Below are 13,598 nucleotides of genomic sequence, written 5' to 3'. Positions count from 1 at the left end.
TGTCAGACCGCCATGCTCGGCGTGGGAACGAAATCGGGGGCGTCCGTCGACTCGTAGTTGAAGGTGACGTCCTTCCAGACGTCGAGCGCCTCGCGCAGCGGCGTGCAGGTCAGCGCCGCCTTGGCCAGGATCTCCGGCCCCTCGTGGACGTAGTCGCGTCCCTCGTTGCGGGCGAGGATCATGGCTTCCAGCGCGACGCGGTTGGCGGTGGCGCCGGCCTGGATTCCGCGGGGATGCCCGATCGTGCCGCCGCCGAACTGCAGCACGACGTCCTCGCCGAGCAGGTCGAGCAGCTGGTGCATCTGGCCGGCATGAATGCCGCCGGAAGCCACCGGCATCAGCTTGTTGAGGCTCGCCCAGTTCTGGTCGAAGAACACGCCGTGCTCGAGCTGCATCGGGTTGAAGTCCTCGCGACAGATGTCGTAGTAGCCGCGCGTGGTGTTGGGATCGCCCTCGAGCTTGCCGACCACCGTGCCGGCATGGATGTGGTCGACACCGGCGAGCCGCATCCATTTCGCGATCACGCGGAACGAGACGCCATGGCTGCGCTGCCGCGTGTAGGTCGAATGGCCGGCACGGTGCAGATGCAGGATCATGTTGTTCCGGCGCGCCCACTTCGCCATCGACTGGATCGCGGTGTAGCCGATCACGAGATCGATCATGACGATGTTGGAACCGAGCTCATGGGCGAACTCGGCGCGCTCGTACATGTCCTCCATCGTCGCCGCGGTGACGTTGAGATAGGTGCCCTTGATCTCGCCGGTCGCGGCCTGAGCGCGGTTGACCGCCTCCATGCAGTACAGGAAGCGCTCGCGCCAGTGCATGAAGGGCTGCGAGTTGATGTTCTCGTCGTCCTTGGTGAAGTCGAGCCCGCCTTTCAAGGCTTCATAGACAACGCGGCCATAGTTGCGGCCGGACAGGCCGAGCTTCGGCTTCACGGTGGCGCCGAGCAAGGGACGGCCGAACTTGTCGAGCCGCTCGCGTTCCACGACGATGCCGGTCGCCGGGCCCTGGAACGTCTTCACATAGGCGGTCGGAAGCCGCATGTCCTCGAGCCGCAACGCCTTCAGCGGCTTGAAGCCGAACACATTGCCGATAATCGAGGCGGTCAGGTTCGAGATCGAGCCCGGCTCGAACAGGTCGAGATCATAGGCGATATAGGCGAAGTAGCTGCCCGGCGAGTTCGGCACCGGATCGACGCGATAGCACTTCGCCCGGTATTTCTCCGCGGCGGTCAGCCGATCGGTCCACACCACGGTCCAGGTCGCGGTCGAGGATTCGCCCGCCACCGCCGCGCAGGCTTCGGTCGGATCGACGCCGTCCTGCGGCGTGACGCGGAACAGGGCGATGACGTCGGTGTCCTTGGGCTCGTAGTTCGGCTCCCAATAGCCCATCCGCTTGTATTCCATCACGCCGGACTTGTAGCGATCCTTGCCGCGCACGGTAATCGATGGCTGTATGTTCATCTCAATCTCCTGTCGTCGTTCGTCGCCGTCTGCTCAGGCGGCCTGGGTGATCTTTCCAATCTGCGGATCGAGCGCGCCGGCGCGATAGCGACGGGCCATCTCCGGCAGTGCAACCACCTTGATCCGGGCGGCGTTGCCGGCCGTACCGAACTGCTCGAAGCGGTCACGGCAGAGTTCGCGCAGCGCATCCATCGCGGGCTTGAGGAATTTGCGCGGATCGAACTCGCCCTTCGACTGCACGGCGACCTTGCGGAAAGCGGCCGCCATCGCCAGCCGGCAATCGGTGTCGATGTTGACCTTGCGCACGCCGTGCTTGATGCCGCGGACGATCTCCTCGACCGGCACGCCCCAAGTCTGCGGCATCTCGCCGCCGAACTGGTTGAACATGTCCTGCAGCGCCTGCGGCACCGAGGACGAGCCGTGCATCACCAGATGCGTGTTGGGCAGGCGCGTGTGGATCTCCTCGACCACGCGCATCGCCAGGATCTCGCCGTCGGGGCGGCGCGTGAACTTGTAGGCGCCGTGCGAGGTGCCCATCGCGATCGCGAGGGCATCGACTTTGGTGGCGCGGACGAAATCGACCGCCTGGTCCGGGTCGGTAAGCAGCTGATCATGGCTGATCTGGCCCTCGACGCCGTGACCATCCTCCTGCTCGCCGCCGCCGTGCTCGAGCGAGCCGAGCACGCCGAGCTCGCCCTCGACCGACGCGCCGACCCAGTGCGCCATATCGACCACCCGGCGGGTGATATCGACATTGTAGTCATAGTCGGCCGCGGTCTTGGCGTCGGCCTTGAGCGAACCGTCCATCATGACGGAGGTGAAACCGTAGCGGATCGCAGTCGCGCACGTCGCCTCTTCGTTGCCGTGATCGAGATGCAGGCAGAGCGGGATCTGCGGATACATTTCCTCCAGCGCATCGATCATCTTGGCCAGCATGATGTCGTTGGCGTAGGACCGCGCGCCGCGCGAAGCCTGGATGATCACAGGCGCATCGCAGGCCGCCGCCGCCTCCATGATGGCGAGGCCCTGCTCCATGTTGTTGATGTTGAAGGCCGGCACGCCGTAGCCGCGTTCGGCGGCGTGGTCCAGCAATTGCCTCAAGGTTATCCGCGCCATGATGGCGTCCTCCTTTCAATTCGCTCGTTGCATGAGCTGTTTTGCTGCAGCGGCAACTGCCACAGGGGTGATGCCGAATTCGCGGTAGAGCACGTCGGCCGGCGCCGAAGCGCCGAAGCCGGTCATGCCGACGAATACGCCGTCGTCGCCGAGCCAGCGCGCCCAGTCGCCCTCGACCGCGGCTTCCACGCCGACGCGCGGGACGCTGCCCAGCACCTGGGCGCGATAGTCGCGCGGCTGCTGGCGGAACAGGTCGAAGCACGGGGCCGAGACGACCGCGGCCTGCACCCCTGCTTCCGCCAGCAGCTTTGCGGCTTCGAGCGCGATCGACACCTCCGAACCCGTTGCAATCAGGGTGACGTCACGCCCGAAGGCCGGCTCGACGAGAACGTAGGCGCCGAGCGCAACCTGGTTGTCCTTGCTGCCGTCGCGGACCGTCGGCAGCGCTTGCCGCGACAGGCAGAGGATCGACGGCGAGGTCTCTGCCTTAAGCGCACAGTCCCAGGCTTCCGCGGTCTCGACCGCATCGGCCGGGCGGAACACCAGCAGGTTCGGGATCGCCCGCAGCGCCGCCAGATGCTCGACCGGCTGATGCGTCGGCCCGTCCTCACCGAGCCCGATCGAGTCATGGGTCATCACGTGGATGACGCGGATGCCCATCAGCGCTGCGAGGCGGATCGCCGGCCGGCTGTAATCGGCGAAGCTGAGGAAGGTGCCGCCATAAGGAATGAACCCGCCATGCAAAGCGATGCCATTCATCGCCGCCGCCATGCCGTGCTCGCGGATGCCATAGTGGATATAGTTGCCGTCGAGCGTTTCCGGCCGCACCGAGACCTGCGACTTCGCCAGCGTCAGATTGGAGTGCGTGAGGTCGGCCGATCCGCCCAGGAGATTGGGCAACGTTTCGGCGATCACGTCGATCACCTGCTGCGAGGCCTGCCGCGTGGCGAGCTTCGGCCGCTCGGTTGCGAACCGTTCCACCAGCTTCGCCATCGCCTCTGCATAGGCACAGGGCAATTTCCGGTTCAGGGCGTCGTGGAACGGAGACCGCTCGCCGTTACCCGCCTTGCAGGCGCTGCGCGAGCGCTCGATCCAGGCCCGCCGCGCGTCACGGCCGCGACCACCGAGTTCGCGCCACTCGGCCAGCACGGCATCGGGGATTTCGAAGGCCGGATATGGCCAGTGCAGCGCGCTTCGGGTCTTCGCCGTCTCATCGGCGCCGAGCGGCGCGCCGTGCACCTTCTCGCTGCCCTGCCGGTTCGGGGCACCGAACCCGATCACCGTGCGGCAGGCGATGAGCGACGGACGATCGCTCGCTCGCGCCTGCCTGATCGCGGTAGAGATCGCCTGCGGATCGTGGCCGTCGATACGGCAAACGTTCCAGCCGCTGGCTTTGAACCGCGCCGTCTGGTCGTCCGAGCAGGACAGCGAGGTGGCGCCGTCGATCGAGATGTGGTTGTCGTCGAACAGCACGATCAGCCGGTTCAGCCGCAGATGGCCGGCGAGCGAGACCGCCTCATGGCTGAGGCCTTCCATCAGGCAACCATCGCCGGCGATCACATAGGTGCAGTGGTCGACGAGGTCGTCGCCGAAGCGGGCGTTCATCAACCGCTCGGCGAGCGCCATGCCGACCGCGGTCGCGATCCCCTGCCCGAGCGGCCCGGTCGTGGTCTCGACACCAGGCGTATGCCCGTATTCGGGATGTCCCGGGGTTTGCGATCCCCATTGCCGGAACGCCTTGAGCTGATCGAGCGTCATGCGCTCGTAGCCGGTCAGATAGAGCAGCGCATAGAGCAGCATCGAGCCGTGACCGGCGGACAGCACGAAGCGGTCGCGGTCGGGCCAGGCCGGATCGGCCGGGTCGAACTTCAGGAAGTCGGTGAACAGCACGGTCGCGACATCGGCCATGCCCATCGGCATGCCGGGATGGCCGGATTTCGCCTGCTCGACCGCGTCGATGGCAAGGAAGCGGATGGCGTTGGCCATCTCGTCGTGGCTGATTTCGGGCCGGTTGGCAACGGACGCAAGTGCGGTCATATCGTTCGCCTCTTTCGTTCGATCAATTGCAGGATCAACGGGGTCAGGATGAGCTGCATCGCGAGATCGAGCTTGGCGCCGTGAATCACGATCGAATTGGCGCGCGACATGAAGCTGTTCGGGATCATCGAGAGCAGATAGGGAAAATCGATGCCGCGCGGGTTCTTCAACCGGATCACGACCATCGATTCATCCGGCGTCGGGATCCAGCGCGCGATGAACGGGTTCGACGTATCGACCGTCGGCACGCGCTGGAAATTGATGTCGGTCTCGCTGAATTGCGGGCAGATGTAGTTCACGTAGTCGGGCATGCGGCGCAGGATGGTGTCGGTCACCGCCTCGGTGGAGTAGCCGCGATGGCTGCGGTCACGATGCAGCTTCTGGATCCATTCGAGATTGATCACCGGCACGACCCCGATCTTGAGATCGGCGTGCTGCGCGACGTTCACTTTGTCGGTGACCACGGCGCCGTGCAGGCCCTCGTAGAACAAGAGGTCGGAATTCTCCGGCAGCGCCTCCCACGCGGTGAACGTGCCGGGCTTGGCGCCGTAGAGCCGCGATTCCTCTTCGTCGTGCACATAGTGCCGCGTCGTGCCGGTGCCGGTCTCGGCATAGTCGCTGAACAGCTTCTCCAGCTCCTCGAACAAATTGGTCTCGGGGCTGAAATGGCTGAAATGCTTGTCGCCGCGCTCGGCCTTCTCCAGCATCTGGCTGCGCATCTCGGCGCGGTCGTAACGGTGGAACGCGTCGCCCTCGATATAGGCCGCGACCACATTCTCGCGGCGGAAGATGTTCTCGAACGTCTTCTTCACCGAGGTGGTGCCGGCGCCGGACGAACCGGTGATCGAGATGATGGGATGTCGACGAGACATGCGCTCCCCCCTCAGCGAAACAGGCCGCGCCGCGCGAACAGCGGGGCATCGCTGCTCTCGAACAACGGCTCGACGGTCAGGTGGATCGCATCGACGTCGCGCACGGCGCGCGCCGATCCCATGATCAGCGGCACGCGCTGATGCGGCGTACGTGCCGAGAGATCGAGAATGCGCGACCGGCCGCTCGAGGCGGCACCGCCTGCCCATTCCATGATCAGCGCGATGGGATGCGCCTCATACAGCAGGCGCAGCCGGCCTTCGCGGTAGCCCTGGCGCGCATCGGCCGGATACAGAAACACGCCGCCGCGCATCAGGATCCGGTAGGCCTCGGCCACCAGCGAACCGATCCAGCGCATGTTGAAATCCTGCCCGCGCTCGCCGTTCACGCCGGCAAGGCACTCGTCGATGTAGTTGCGCACCGGGCCGCTCCAGTGCCGCCGGTTCGAGGCGTTGATGGCGAATTCCTTAGCATCCTGCGGCACCCGCAAGTCACGCGCAGTCAGGACGAACTCGCCGGTTCGCGGATCCAGCGTGAAGCAGTCGACGCACTGGTCGAGCGCCAGCACCAGCACGGTCTGCGGACCGTAGATGAAGCAGCCCGCGGCACATTGCGCCGTACCGGGCTCGAAGAAGGTCGAGATGATGTCGTTCCCCTTCGGCCGGATCGAGAAGATCGTGCCGATCGAGATGTTGTTTTCGAGATTGGCGGATCCATCGAGCGGATCGATCGCGACACAGAGCGGCGCATCGGGATCGAGCGTCTCCGGCAGCTCGACCTCCTCCGAGAGAACCGCGGCGACCGGCGCGGTGCGCAAGGCATCCCGCATCAGGCGGTCGGCGACGATGTCGATGGTCTTCTGGCGATCGCCGTCGGGATTGATCCCGCCGCTCTCACCGCCGATCCCGGCGAGCGGCCCGGCGGCGATGATGCGCGAGAGCTCGATCGCGGCACCGGCAAGGGCTTCGATCACCGCAACGGTCGCGGCGCGCAGCGGGTTGTGCTGCGTCGGCCACTCCAGATGGGCATGCAATGCAGGACGAATCTCCACCGGCCTCTCCCTTTGATCGCGCCCTCTGTCCCGAGGTGTCGAGAGGCGACCACAGGGGGGGTCGCCTTCGGCCTATCAACGCGCGAATTGCCTAATTAGGGAAATTTCATTATCTTGGGTCTGAACAAAGTATTTCTTATGGAGCTGTCATGGCCGGCAACTTCTCGCGGGATCTCACGATCCGCCAGCTGCGCGCGCTGTCGGCCGTGCACGCGGCCCGCTCGATCACGTCGGCGGCCAACCAGCTCAACCTGACGCAGCCCGCGGTGACGCTGCAGCTCCGTAACCTGCAGGCGCTCGCGGGATTGCCGCTGATCCAGCGCACCGGCGACGGCATGGCGCTGACCGATGCCGGCGCGCATGTGCTGGCGCTCATCGAGCGGATCGAGGCGGCGCTCAAGGACTGCGAGCAGTCGCTCGACATGATCGCAGGCCGCAGCGGCGGCCGCGTCGCGATGGGCGCGGTCTCGACCGCGAAATACTTCGTGCCGTTCGCGATCGCGGCGTTCTCGCGCCGCTTTCCCAAGATCGAGGTGACGCTCAGGATCGGCAACCGCGAGGAAATCCGCGACGCGCTGCGCGGCTACGATCTCGACATCGCGGTGATGGGCCGGCCGCCGGCCGATGTCGAAGTCGAGATGAAGCCGCTCGGCCGGCATCCGCACTTCATCATCGCCGCACCCGATCACCGGTTGGCGCGGCGGCGGCACGTCGCGACATCAGAGCTCGCCAATGAAACCTTCATCACCCGCGAGCCGGGATCGGGCACGCGGATGCTGATGCAGCAATATTTCGAGCGGGTCGGACTGGAGCCGAAGCTCGGCATGGCGATGGACAGCAACGAGACCATCAAGCAGGCGGTGATGGCCGGACTCGGCATCGCCTTCATTTCCCAGCACACCGTGTTCCATGAACTGGAGGATGGCCGGCTGGTGGTGCTCAAGGTGAAGGGCCTGCCGATCGTCCGGCAGTGGCACGCAATCAGGCGCACCGACAAGATCCTGCTGCCGCCCGCACAGGCCATGCTGGACTTCCTGGGCAAGGAGGGCTGGCGCTATCTGCCGAATTCGCGCTAGCGCCGCGACGTTGCGATACCCGTTCGATCGAAAAAATCGAGTTAACGCCGTATGTTAAGCATTGAAGTTCCCGCGAACGCGTGCCACATCTTAACTGCGGTCGCGCGCGGACCGCATCCCTGCGAGGGAGGATGAACTGCAGAACCAGTCCCCGCCGATGCCTGACTTCAAGGCGTTATTCGAGGCGGCGCCCGGCCTCTATCTGGTGCTGACGCAGCCTGACTTCCGCATCGTGGCAGTAAGCGACGCCTATCTGCGCGCCACCAAGACCGAGCGCGCCGCGATCCTTGGGCGCGGGCTGTTCGACGTATTTCCCGATAATCCGGACGATCCGGCCGCCGACGGCGTGCGCAACCTGCGCGCCTCGCTGGAACGCGTGGTCCAGTTCCGCCGCCCCGATACCATGTCGGTGCAGAAATACGATATCCGTAAGCCCGAGTCAGAAGGCGGCGGATTCGAGGAACGTTACTGGAGCCCGCGCAACACGCCGGTGTTCGGACCGAATGGTCAGTTCACCTACATCATGCATCGGGTCGAAGACGTCACCGGCTTCGTTCAGCTGAAGCAGCGCGGGGCCGAGCAAGACCAGCTGGCGGACCGGCTGCGCGAGCGCACCGAGCAGATGGAAGCGGAAATCTTCTCGCGTGCCCGCGAGGTCGAGGCCGCCCGCGAACAGCTCGAAGCCGAGCAGAGGCTGCGCCAGGTGCAGAAGATGGAAGCCGTCGGACACCTCACCGGCGGCATCGCGCACGACTTCAACAATATCCTGACCGTCATCACCGGCCTGATCGACATCCTTGCCGAGGCCGTCGAACACGATGCCGCGCTGTCATCCGTCACCAAGATGATCAGCGACGCCGCGTTTCGCGGTGCCGAGGTGACCAAGCACCTGCTGGCCTTCTCGCGGCAGCAGCCGCTGCAACCGCGAGAAGCCAACCTCAACACGCTGGTGCAGGACACCGCGCGGCTGCTGCGCCCGTCGCTCGGCGAGCAGATCGAAATCGAAACCGCGCTCGAACCCGACGCCTGGCCGGCGTTCATCGACCCCAACCACATGTCGACCGCGCTGCTCAATCTCGCCCTCAATGCCCGCGATGCGATGCCGGATGGCGGCAAGCTGATGCTGGAGACCAGCAACGTCATCCTCGACGAGACCTATGCCGCCACCAACCTGGATGTGCGGGCAGGTGAATATGTGATGGTCGCGGTCAGCGACACCGGCGGCGGAATCCCGGAGGGGATCCGCGAAAAGGTGTTCGAGCCGTTCTTCACCACCAAGGACACCGGCAAGGGCACCGGCCTCGGGCTGAGCATGGTGTACGGTTTCATCAAGCAGTCCGACGGGCATCTCAAGATCTATTCCGAAGAAGGCCACGGCACGTCGATCAAGCTCTATCTGCCGCGCAGCATAGGCGACATGGTCGACGTCGAGCCGCCTCCTCCGGTCGACACGCGCGGCGGCCACGAATCCATCCTGGTCGTCGAGGACGATCCGCTGGTCCGCAATTACGTGGCCGCCCAGCTCGAGCAGCTCGGCTACCGCACCATGGTCACCGCCAACGGCCCGGAAGCGCTGGCCGCCGTCGACAACGGATTCGTCTGCGACGTGCTGTTCACCGATGTCATCATGTCCGGCGGCATGAATGGCCGGCAGGTGGCCGATGCAGTGATCGCCAGGCTGCCTTCGGTGCGCGTGCTCTTCACATCGGGCTACACCGAGGACGCGATCTTCCACCACGGCCGTCTCGACCCCGATGTCACGCTGCTGCCCAAGCCCTACCGCAAATCCGACCTCGCCCGAATGATCCGGCAGGTGCTGGCCCAGCCTCCGGCATCAGCGGTGGCGGCCAAGTAGCGCGGCGACATCAGGGCCCGAAGCTCGAGCGGCTCTGGATCTTCCAGGCGCCGCCGAGCAGGCTCAGCACATAGAGGGAATCGTAGATCCCGATGACCGATCCGTCCTCGCGGTAGCGCGTATAGCGGACGGCGTAATGCGCCTTGGCCGGCGAGGACTGCACGAGCTTGGTCTCGTTCCAGACGCTGTGATGCCAGCCATCCTGTTTGCGCAGCCGCTCGAACAGGTCCATCGGATTGTTGCCGGGCTGCTGATAGACCGTGACCACGCCGCCGGCGATCCGCGCATGCGGGAAGTGCATCAGTGCGTCCATGGCGGAAGCATCATGGCGATTGAGCGCCGCCATCCAAAGCTTCAGCACGTCTTCGCATTTGGACCGGTCGTCGCGCGAGATCTGCGCCTCGACAGTATAGGTCGCAGCCGGCGCCGGCATCACACGCCTCCGCCCTGCTTGTTGGCCCGGTCGGCCGGCACGGCGCACCCGGACAGGAACAGCGCAGCACAGGCCTTGGCGCGCGCTGCCATCTCGCTGTGCAGTGGTGCGGGCTTGTGCCCGAACATAACGTCGCGCTGCGGTTTGAACACCAGCATGCCGAGCAGCATGCCCGCTGCGGCTTCGGTGTCATCGAGCACGATCCGCCCTCGCCGCTGCTGGACGCCGAGCCAATTCGCCAGCGCGGCGATCGAGCGCTGCATGGCCTTTTCATAGAACGTCTCGGCGATGTCAGGGAATTTGTCGCTCTCGGCCAGGATGATCCGCTGCAGCGCAATGACCTCGGCATCGAGAATGAGCTCGGCGCAGACCAGCAGAGCGGCCTCCAGGGCCGCCGCAACATTGCGGCCGTCGCAGGCGCCGAGATTCACGATGGACACGAACCGGTCCACCCGGTCGGTCACCATACCTTCGAACAGCGCGAGCTTGGTCGGAATCAAACGATAGAGCGTCTTGGTGGAGACGCCGGCGCGGCAGGCGACGTCGGCGATGCTGGCCGCGGCGAAGCCGCGCTCCGAGAATTCGCGCCGCGCAGCCTCATAGATCAGCGCGCGCGTCTCGTCGTCGGAACGAAGCTGTGGCCGCCCGCGGCCGCGCCGTTCCGGCGCCGACGCGGTCTGCTCTGTCTGGTCTTTGTCATTCCGGTTCATCCGCGAGCCATGCTTTTAGATGATAACTGTCATTCTATTGACAGTCTCAATATGGGCTCTATTTTGGAAAACATCAAGTTTCCTAATTATCCTGGGCCGCCGAAAGCAAAATTCCTACGGTTTCCCAGCGGGATAGAACGATCAGGAGCGCCTGCCATGAGCCAGCATGAAACGTCCTTCAAGGCCGAGAGCCAGGTTCCGGCCGAGACCGCCAAGCAGTTGATCGCAAATCCGGTGGCGGCCAAGCCCGCCGCAAAGGGCAAGCTTCGCCGCCTGCTCATGACCGGCGCGGCACTCGCCCTTCTGGCGGGCGGCGCCTGGTATGGCTGGGATTACTGGACGGTCGGCCGCTTTCAGGTCTCGACCGACGACGCTTATGTGAAGGCCGACAACACGACGATCGCACCGAAGGTGTCAGGCTATCTCAGCGCGGTGCTGGTAGGCGACAACGAGCATGTGCGCGCCGGCCAGATCCTGGCGCGGATCGACGAGCGCGATTTCAAGGTCGCGCTTGATCAGTCGAAGGCCGACGTCGCTGCCGCCGAAGCCGCGATCACCAGCAAACGCGCACAGCTCGACGTGCAGCACTCGGTGATCGAGGCGGCGCGCGCGACGCTTGCGGTGGACACTGCGACGCAGATCTTCGCCGAGCAGGAGAACAAGCGCTACACCGACCTCGCAGGCACCGGCTACGGCAGTGTGCAGAACGCGCAGCAGGCGCAGTCGCGCTACGCCAGCGCGCAGGCCGCCATCGCCCGCGACACCGCAAACCTCGCCTCCGCAGAGCGCCAGGTGGAACTGCTCAAGGCCGAGATCGCCCAGGCGGTTGCGGCGTTGGGACGGGCGACCGCGCTCCAGAATCAGGCCGAGCTCAATCTCGGCTACACCACCATTACCGCACCGATCGACGGCGTCGTCGGCAACCGCACGCTGCGTACCGGCCAGTTCGTCCAGGCCGGCACGCAACTGATGTCGCTGGTGCCGGCCACCGGCGCCTACGTGATCGCGAATTACAAGGAGACGCAGCTCACCAATGTCCGCAAGGGCCAGCCGGTCGAGATCGAGGTCGACATGTTCCCCGGTCAGGTCGTACGCGGTCATGTCGACAGCCTTGCGCCGGCGAGCGGTCAGGAGTTCGCGCTGCTGCCGCCGGACAACGCCACCGGCAACTTCACCAAGGTGGTGCAGCGCATCCCGGTGAAGATCGTGCTCGACGCAACCAATGTCGACCTGCGGCCGGGCATGTCGGTGATCCCCTCCATCGCGACGCTGTCGCATCCTGCCGAGGAAACTCCGCGCTCCAGCGCCTCTCCCAAGCTCGCTGTCGCCTCTTTCAAATAGGTGATGTCATGTCCGATCTCGCGCTCTCCTCCCCGGCTGCTGCGCCCCGCGCGGCAGCGGCAGCGGTCGATCCCAACCGCGCCAGCATGGCCGTCTGGATTTCCATCGTCGCCGCGATGATCGGCGCCTTCATGGCGATCCTCAACATCCAGATCACCAACGCCTCGCTGCTCAACATCGAGGGCGGCATCGGAACCGGCGTCGACAACGGCTCCTGGATCTCGACGTCCTATCTGATCGGCGAGATCGTGGTGATCCCGCTGACCGACTTTCTCAGCCGGGTGTTCTCGTTCCGCAAGATCATCATTGGCTTCGCCACCCTGTTTGCGATCTTCTCGGTCGCCTGTGCCTTCACCCACGATTTGCCGTCGATGATCGCGATGCGCGGCCTGCAGGGCTTCTTCGGCGGCGTGCTCATCCCGATGGCCTTCACGCTGGTCTTCACCAAGCTGCCGAAGGTGCAGCAGCCGATCGGCCTTGCGATGTTCGCGCTCGCCGTGACGTTTGCCCCGGCGATCGGCCCGACCATCGGCGGCTACCTGACCGAGAATTACGGCTGGCAGACCATCTTCTTCGTCAACGTGATTCCGACCGCGGTCATGGTCGTCACCCTCTATCTCACGCTGGAACGCCAGCCGCTGCAGCTGCATCTGCTTCGCGAGGGCGACTGGCTGGGCATCGCCACGATGGCAATCGGCCTCGCGTCGCTGCAGGCCGTGCTCGAGGAAGGCAACAAGGACGACTGGTTCGGCTCGCCCTTCATCGTCAAGCTCGCGGTGATCGCCGCCGTCAGCCTGACCCTGTTCGTCTGGATCGAGCTCGTGGTCGAGAAACCGCTGCTCCGGCTGCGGCTCTTGACTCAGCGCAGCTTCGGCTTCGGCACCATCTCGGCGGTGTTCGTAGGGTTCGCGCTGTTCGGCTCGGTTTACCTGCTGCCGGCCTATCTCGGTCAGGTGCAGCGCTACAATGCCGAGCAGATCGGCCAGGTGCTGGCCTGGACCGGCCTGCCGCAGCTGATCCTGATCCCGCTGGTACCGAAGCTGATGCAGCGGTTCGACCCGCGCTTCATCGCCTTCACCGGCATGATCCTGTTCGCGGTCTCATCCTTCATGAACATACAGATGTCGCTCGATTACTCCGGCGACCAGTTCTTCGTCCCGAACATCGTCCGCGCGATCGGCCAGGCGATCATGCTGGCGCCGCTGTCCGCCGTCAGCCTCGGCAGCGTCGCGCCGCAGGATGCGGCTGCCGCCTCCGGCATCTCCAACATGATGCGCAACCTCGGCGGCGCGATCGGTACGGCGCTGCTCGCCACCATCGTCACCAAGCGCGAGCAATTCCACTCCAACATCATCGGCCAGTCGGTCGACCTCGGCCGCGAGGAAGTGCGCACGCGGATCGCCGAGGTCACCAACTACTTCCTGAGCCACGGCATCTCCGATCCCGCGACCGCGCACAACCAGGCGATCGTGGCGCTCGGCAACATCGTGAAGCGGCAGGCGCTGGTGCTTGGCTTCAGCGACACCTTTGCCGTGATCGGCATCGTGCTGGTGTTCGCCGCGATCGCGATCCTCTTAACCGGCAAACCCAAGAATATGGCCGGCCGCGGCGCGGCGCATTGATCTCTCGTTGATCCCCGGGGC

11 protein-coding genes are annotated in these 13,598 nt (G+C 65.1%); 4 read left to right on the top strand and 7 right to left on the bottom strand.

Translation table 11 applies throughout. The annotated features are described in order from the left end of the window. Positions 1 to 2: 2 nt before the first annotated feature. Genes HU230_RS06775 through HU230_RS06755 form a run of 5 tightly spaced genes read right to left on the bottom strand, consistent with a single transcriptional unit; the run spans position 3 to position 6,534 of the window. A complete protein-coding gene (locus HU230_RS06775) occupies positions 3 to 1,466 on the bottom strand; it encodes a form I ribulose bisphosphate carboxylase large subunit (protein WP_176532366.1) in 1,464 nt (487 codons plus the stop codon). A 33-nt stretch (positions 1,467 to 1,499) separates the two neighbouring features. After that, positions 1,500 to 2,582 carry a class II fructose-bisphosphate aldolase gene (gene fba / locus HU230_RS06770; RefSeq protein ID WP_176532367.1) on the bottom strand — a complete coding sequence of 361 codons (1,083 nt, stop codon included), beginning with the start codon at positions 2,580 to 2,582 and terminating at the stop codon, positions 1,500 to 1,502. A 15-nt stretch (positions 2,583 to 2,597) separates the two neighbouring features. Continuing rightward, complete coding sequence (gene tkt / locus HU230_RS06765; RefSeq protein WP_176532368.1) at positions 2,598 to 4,619, bottom strand: transketolase; 2,022 nt, start codon at positions 4,617 to 4,619, stop codon at positions 2,598 to 2,600. After that, positions 4,616 to 5,491, bottom strand: coding sequence for a phosphoribulokinase (locus HU230_RS06760; protein ID WP_092127070.1), 876 nt, complete (start codon positions 5,489 to 5,491; stop codon positions 4,616 to 4,618). The genes tkt and HU230_RS06760 overlap by 4 nt, the downstream gene beginning before the upstream one ends. Positions 5,492 to 5,502: 11 nt before the next feature. Beyond that, positions 5,503 to 6,534 carry a class 1 fructose-bisphosphatase gene (locus tag HU230_RS06755; protein WP_420840930.1) on the bottom strand — a complete coding sequence of 344 codons (1,032 nt, stop codon included), beginning with the start codon at positions 6,532 to 6,534 and terminating at the stop codon, positions 5,503 to 5,505. Between the two features lie 155 nt (positions 6,535 to 6,689). On the opposite strand from HU230_RS06755, the gene HU230_RS06750 reads away from it, so the two are divergent. Together HU230_RS06750 and HU230_RS06745 are read left to right on the top strand one after the other, a co-directional pair. Continuing rightward, positions 6,690 to 7,616 (top strand): LysR family transcriptional regulator, encoded by a 927-nt coding sequence (locus tag HU230_RS06750; RefSeq protein ID WP_176532369.1) that lies wholly within the window; start codon positions 6,690 to 6,692, stop codon positions 7,614 to 7,616. A 157-nt stretch (positions 7,617 to 7,773) separates the two neighbouring features. Next, complete coding sequence (locus HU230_RS06745) at positions 7,774 to 9,471, top strand: ATP-binding protein (protein WP_176532370.1); 1,698 nt, start codon at positions 7,774 to 7,776, stop codon at positions 9,469 to 9,471. A 10-nt stretch (positions 9,472 to 9,481) separates the two neighbouring features. On the opposite strand, the gene HU230_RS06740 is transcribed toward HU230_RS06745, so the two are convergent. After that, positions 9,482 to 9,904: a hypothetical protein gene (locus HU230_RS06740; RefSeq protein ID WP_176532371.1), complete on the bottom strand. Its 423-nt coding sequence runs from the start codon at positions 9,902 to 9,904 to the stop codon at positions 9,482 to 9,484. Further along, the gene (locus HU230_RS06735) at positions 9,904 to 10,614 is read right to left on the bottom strand and encodes a TetR/AcrR family transcriptional regulator (RefSeq protein ID WP_176532372.1); all 711 of its coding nucleotides are present in this window, start codon (positions 10,612 to 10,614) and stop codon (positions 9,904 to 9,906) included. Before HU230_RS06735 ends, HU230_RS06740 begins: the two co-directional genes overlap by 1 nt. 156 nt (positions 10,615 to 10,770) lie before the next feature. Between HU230_RS06735 and HU230_RS06730 the strand changes: the two genes are divergently transcribed. Next, positions 10,771 to 11,955, top strand: a complete 1,185-nt coding sequence (locus HU230_RS06730) for an HlyD family secretion protein (RefSeq protein WP_176532373.1) — start codon at positions 10,771 to 10,773, stop codon at positions 11,953 to 11,955. Positions 11,956 to 11,963: 8 nt separating this feature from the next. Beyond that, positions 11,964 to 13,577 (top strand): DHA2 family efflux MFS transporter permease subunit, encoded by a 1,614-nt coding sequence (locus HU230_RS06725; RefSeq protein WP_420840847.1) that lies wholly within the window; start codon positions 11,964 to 11,966, stop codon positions 13,575 to 13,577. Positions 13,578 to 13,598: the final 21 nt, after the last annotated feature.

The sequence above is a fragment of the Bradyrhizobium quebecense genome, assembly GCF_013373795.3.
Taxonomy (GTDB): domain Bacteria; phylum Pseudomonadota; class Alphaproteobacteria; order Rhizobiales; family Xanthobacteraceae; genus Bradyrhizobium; species Bradyrhizobium quebecense.
This window is presented reverse-complemented; position numbering and strand designations above follow the sequence as displayed.

Coding starts and splice junctions, on each gene's coding strand:
- HU230_RS06775 (WP_176532366.1), bottom strand. CDS start 1,466: ATGAACATACAGCCATCGATTACCGTGCGCGGCAAGGATCGCTACAAG.
- fba (WP_176532367.1), bottom strand. CDS start 2,582: ATGGCGCGGATAACCTTGAGGCAATTGCTGGACCACGCCGCCGAACGC.
- tkt (WP_176532368.1), bottom strand. CDS start 4,619: ATGACCGCACTTGCGTCCGTTGCCAACCGGCCCGAAATCAGCCACGAC.
- HU230_RS06760 (WP_092127070.1), bottom strand. CDS start 5,491: ATGTCTCGTCGACATCCCATCATCTCGATCACCGGTTCGTCCGGCGCC.
- HU230_RS06750 (WP_176532369.1), top strand. CDS start 6,690: ATGGCCGGCAACTTCTCGCGGGATCTCACGATCCGCCAGCTGCGCGCG.
- HU230_RS06745 (WP_176532370.1), top strand. CDS start 7,774: ATGCCTGACTTCAAGGCGTTATTCGAGGCGGCGCCCGGCCTCTATCTG.
- HU230_RS06740 (WP_176532371.1), bottom strand. CDS start 9,904: ATGCCGGCGCCGGCTGCGACCTATACTGTCGAGGCGCAGATCTCGCGC.
- HU230_RS06735 (WP_176532372.1), bottom strand. CDS start 10,614: ATGAACCGGAATGACAAAGACCAGACAGAGCAGACCGCGTCGGCGCCG.
- HU230_RS06730 (WP_176532373.1), top strand. CDS start 10,771: ATGAGCCAGCATGAAACGTCCTTCAAGGCCGAGAGCCAGGTTCCGGCC.
- HU230_RS06725 (WP_420840847.1), top strand. CDS start 11,964: ATGTCCGATCTCGCGCTCTCCTCCCCGGCTGCTGCGCCCCGCGCGGCA.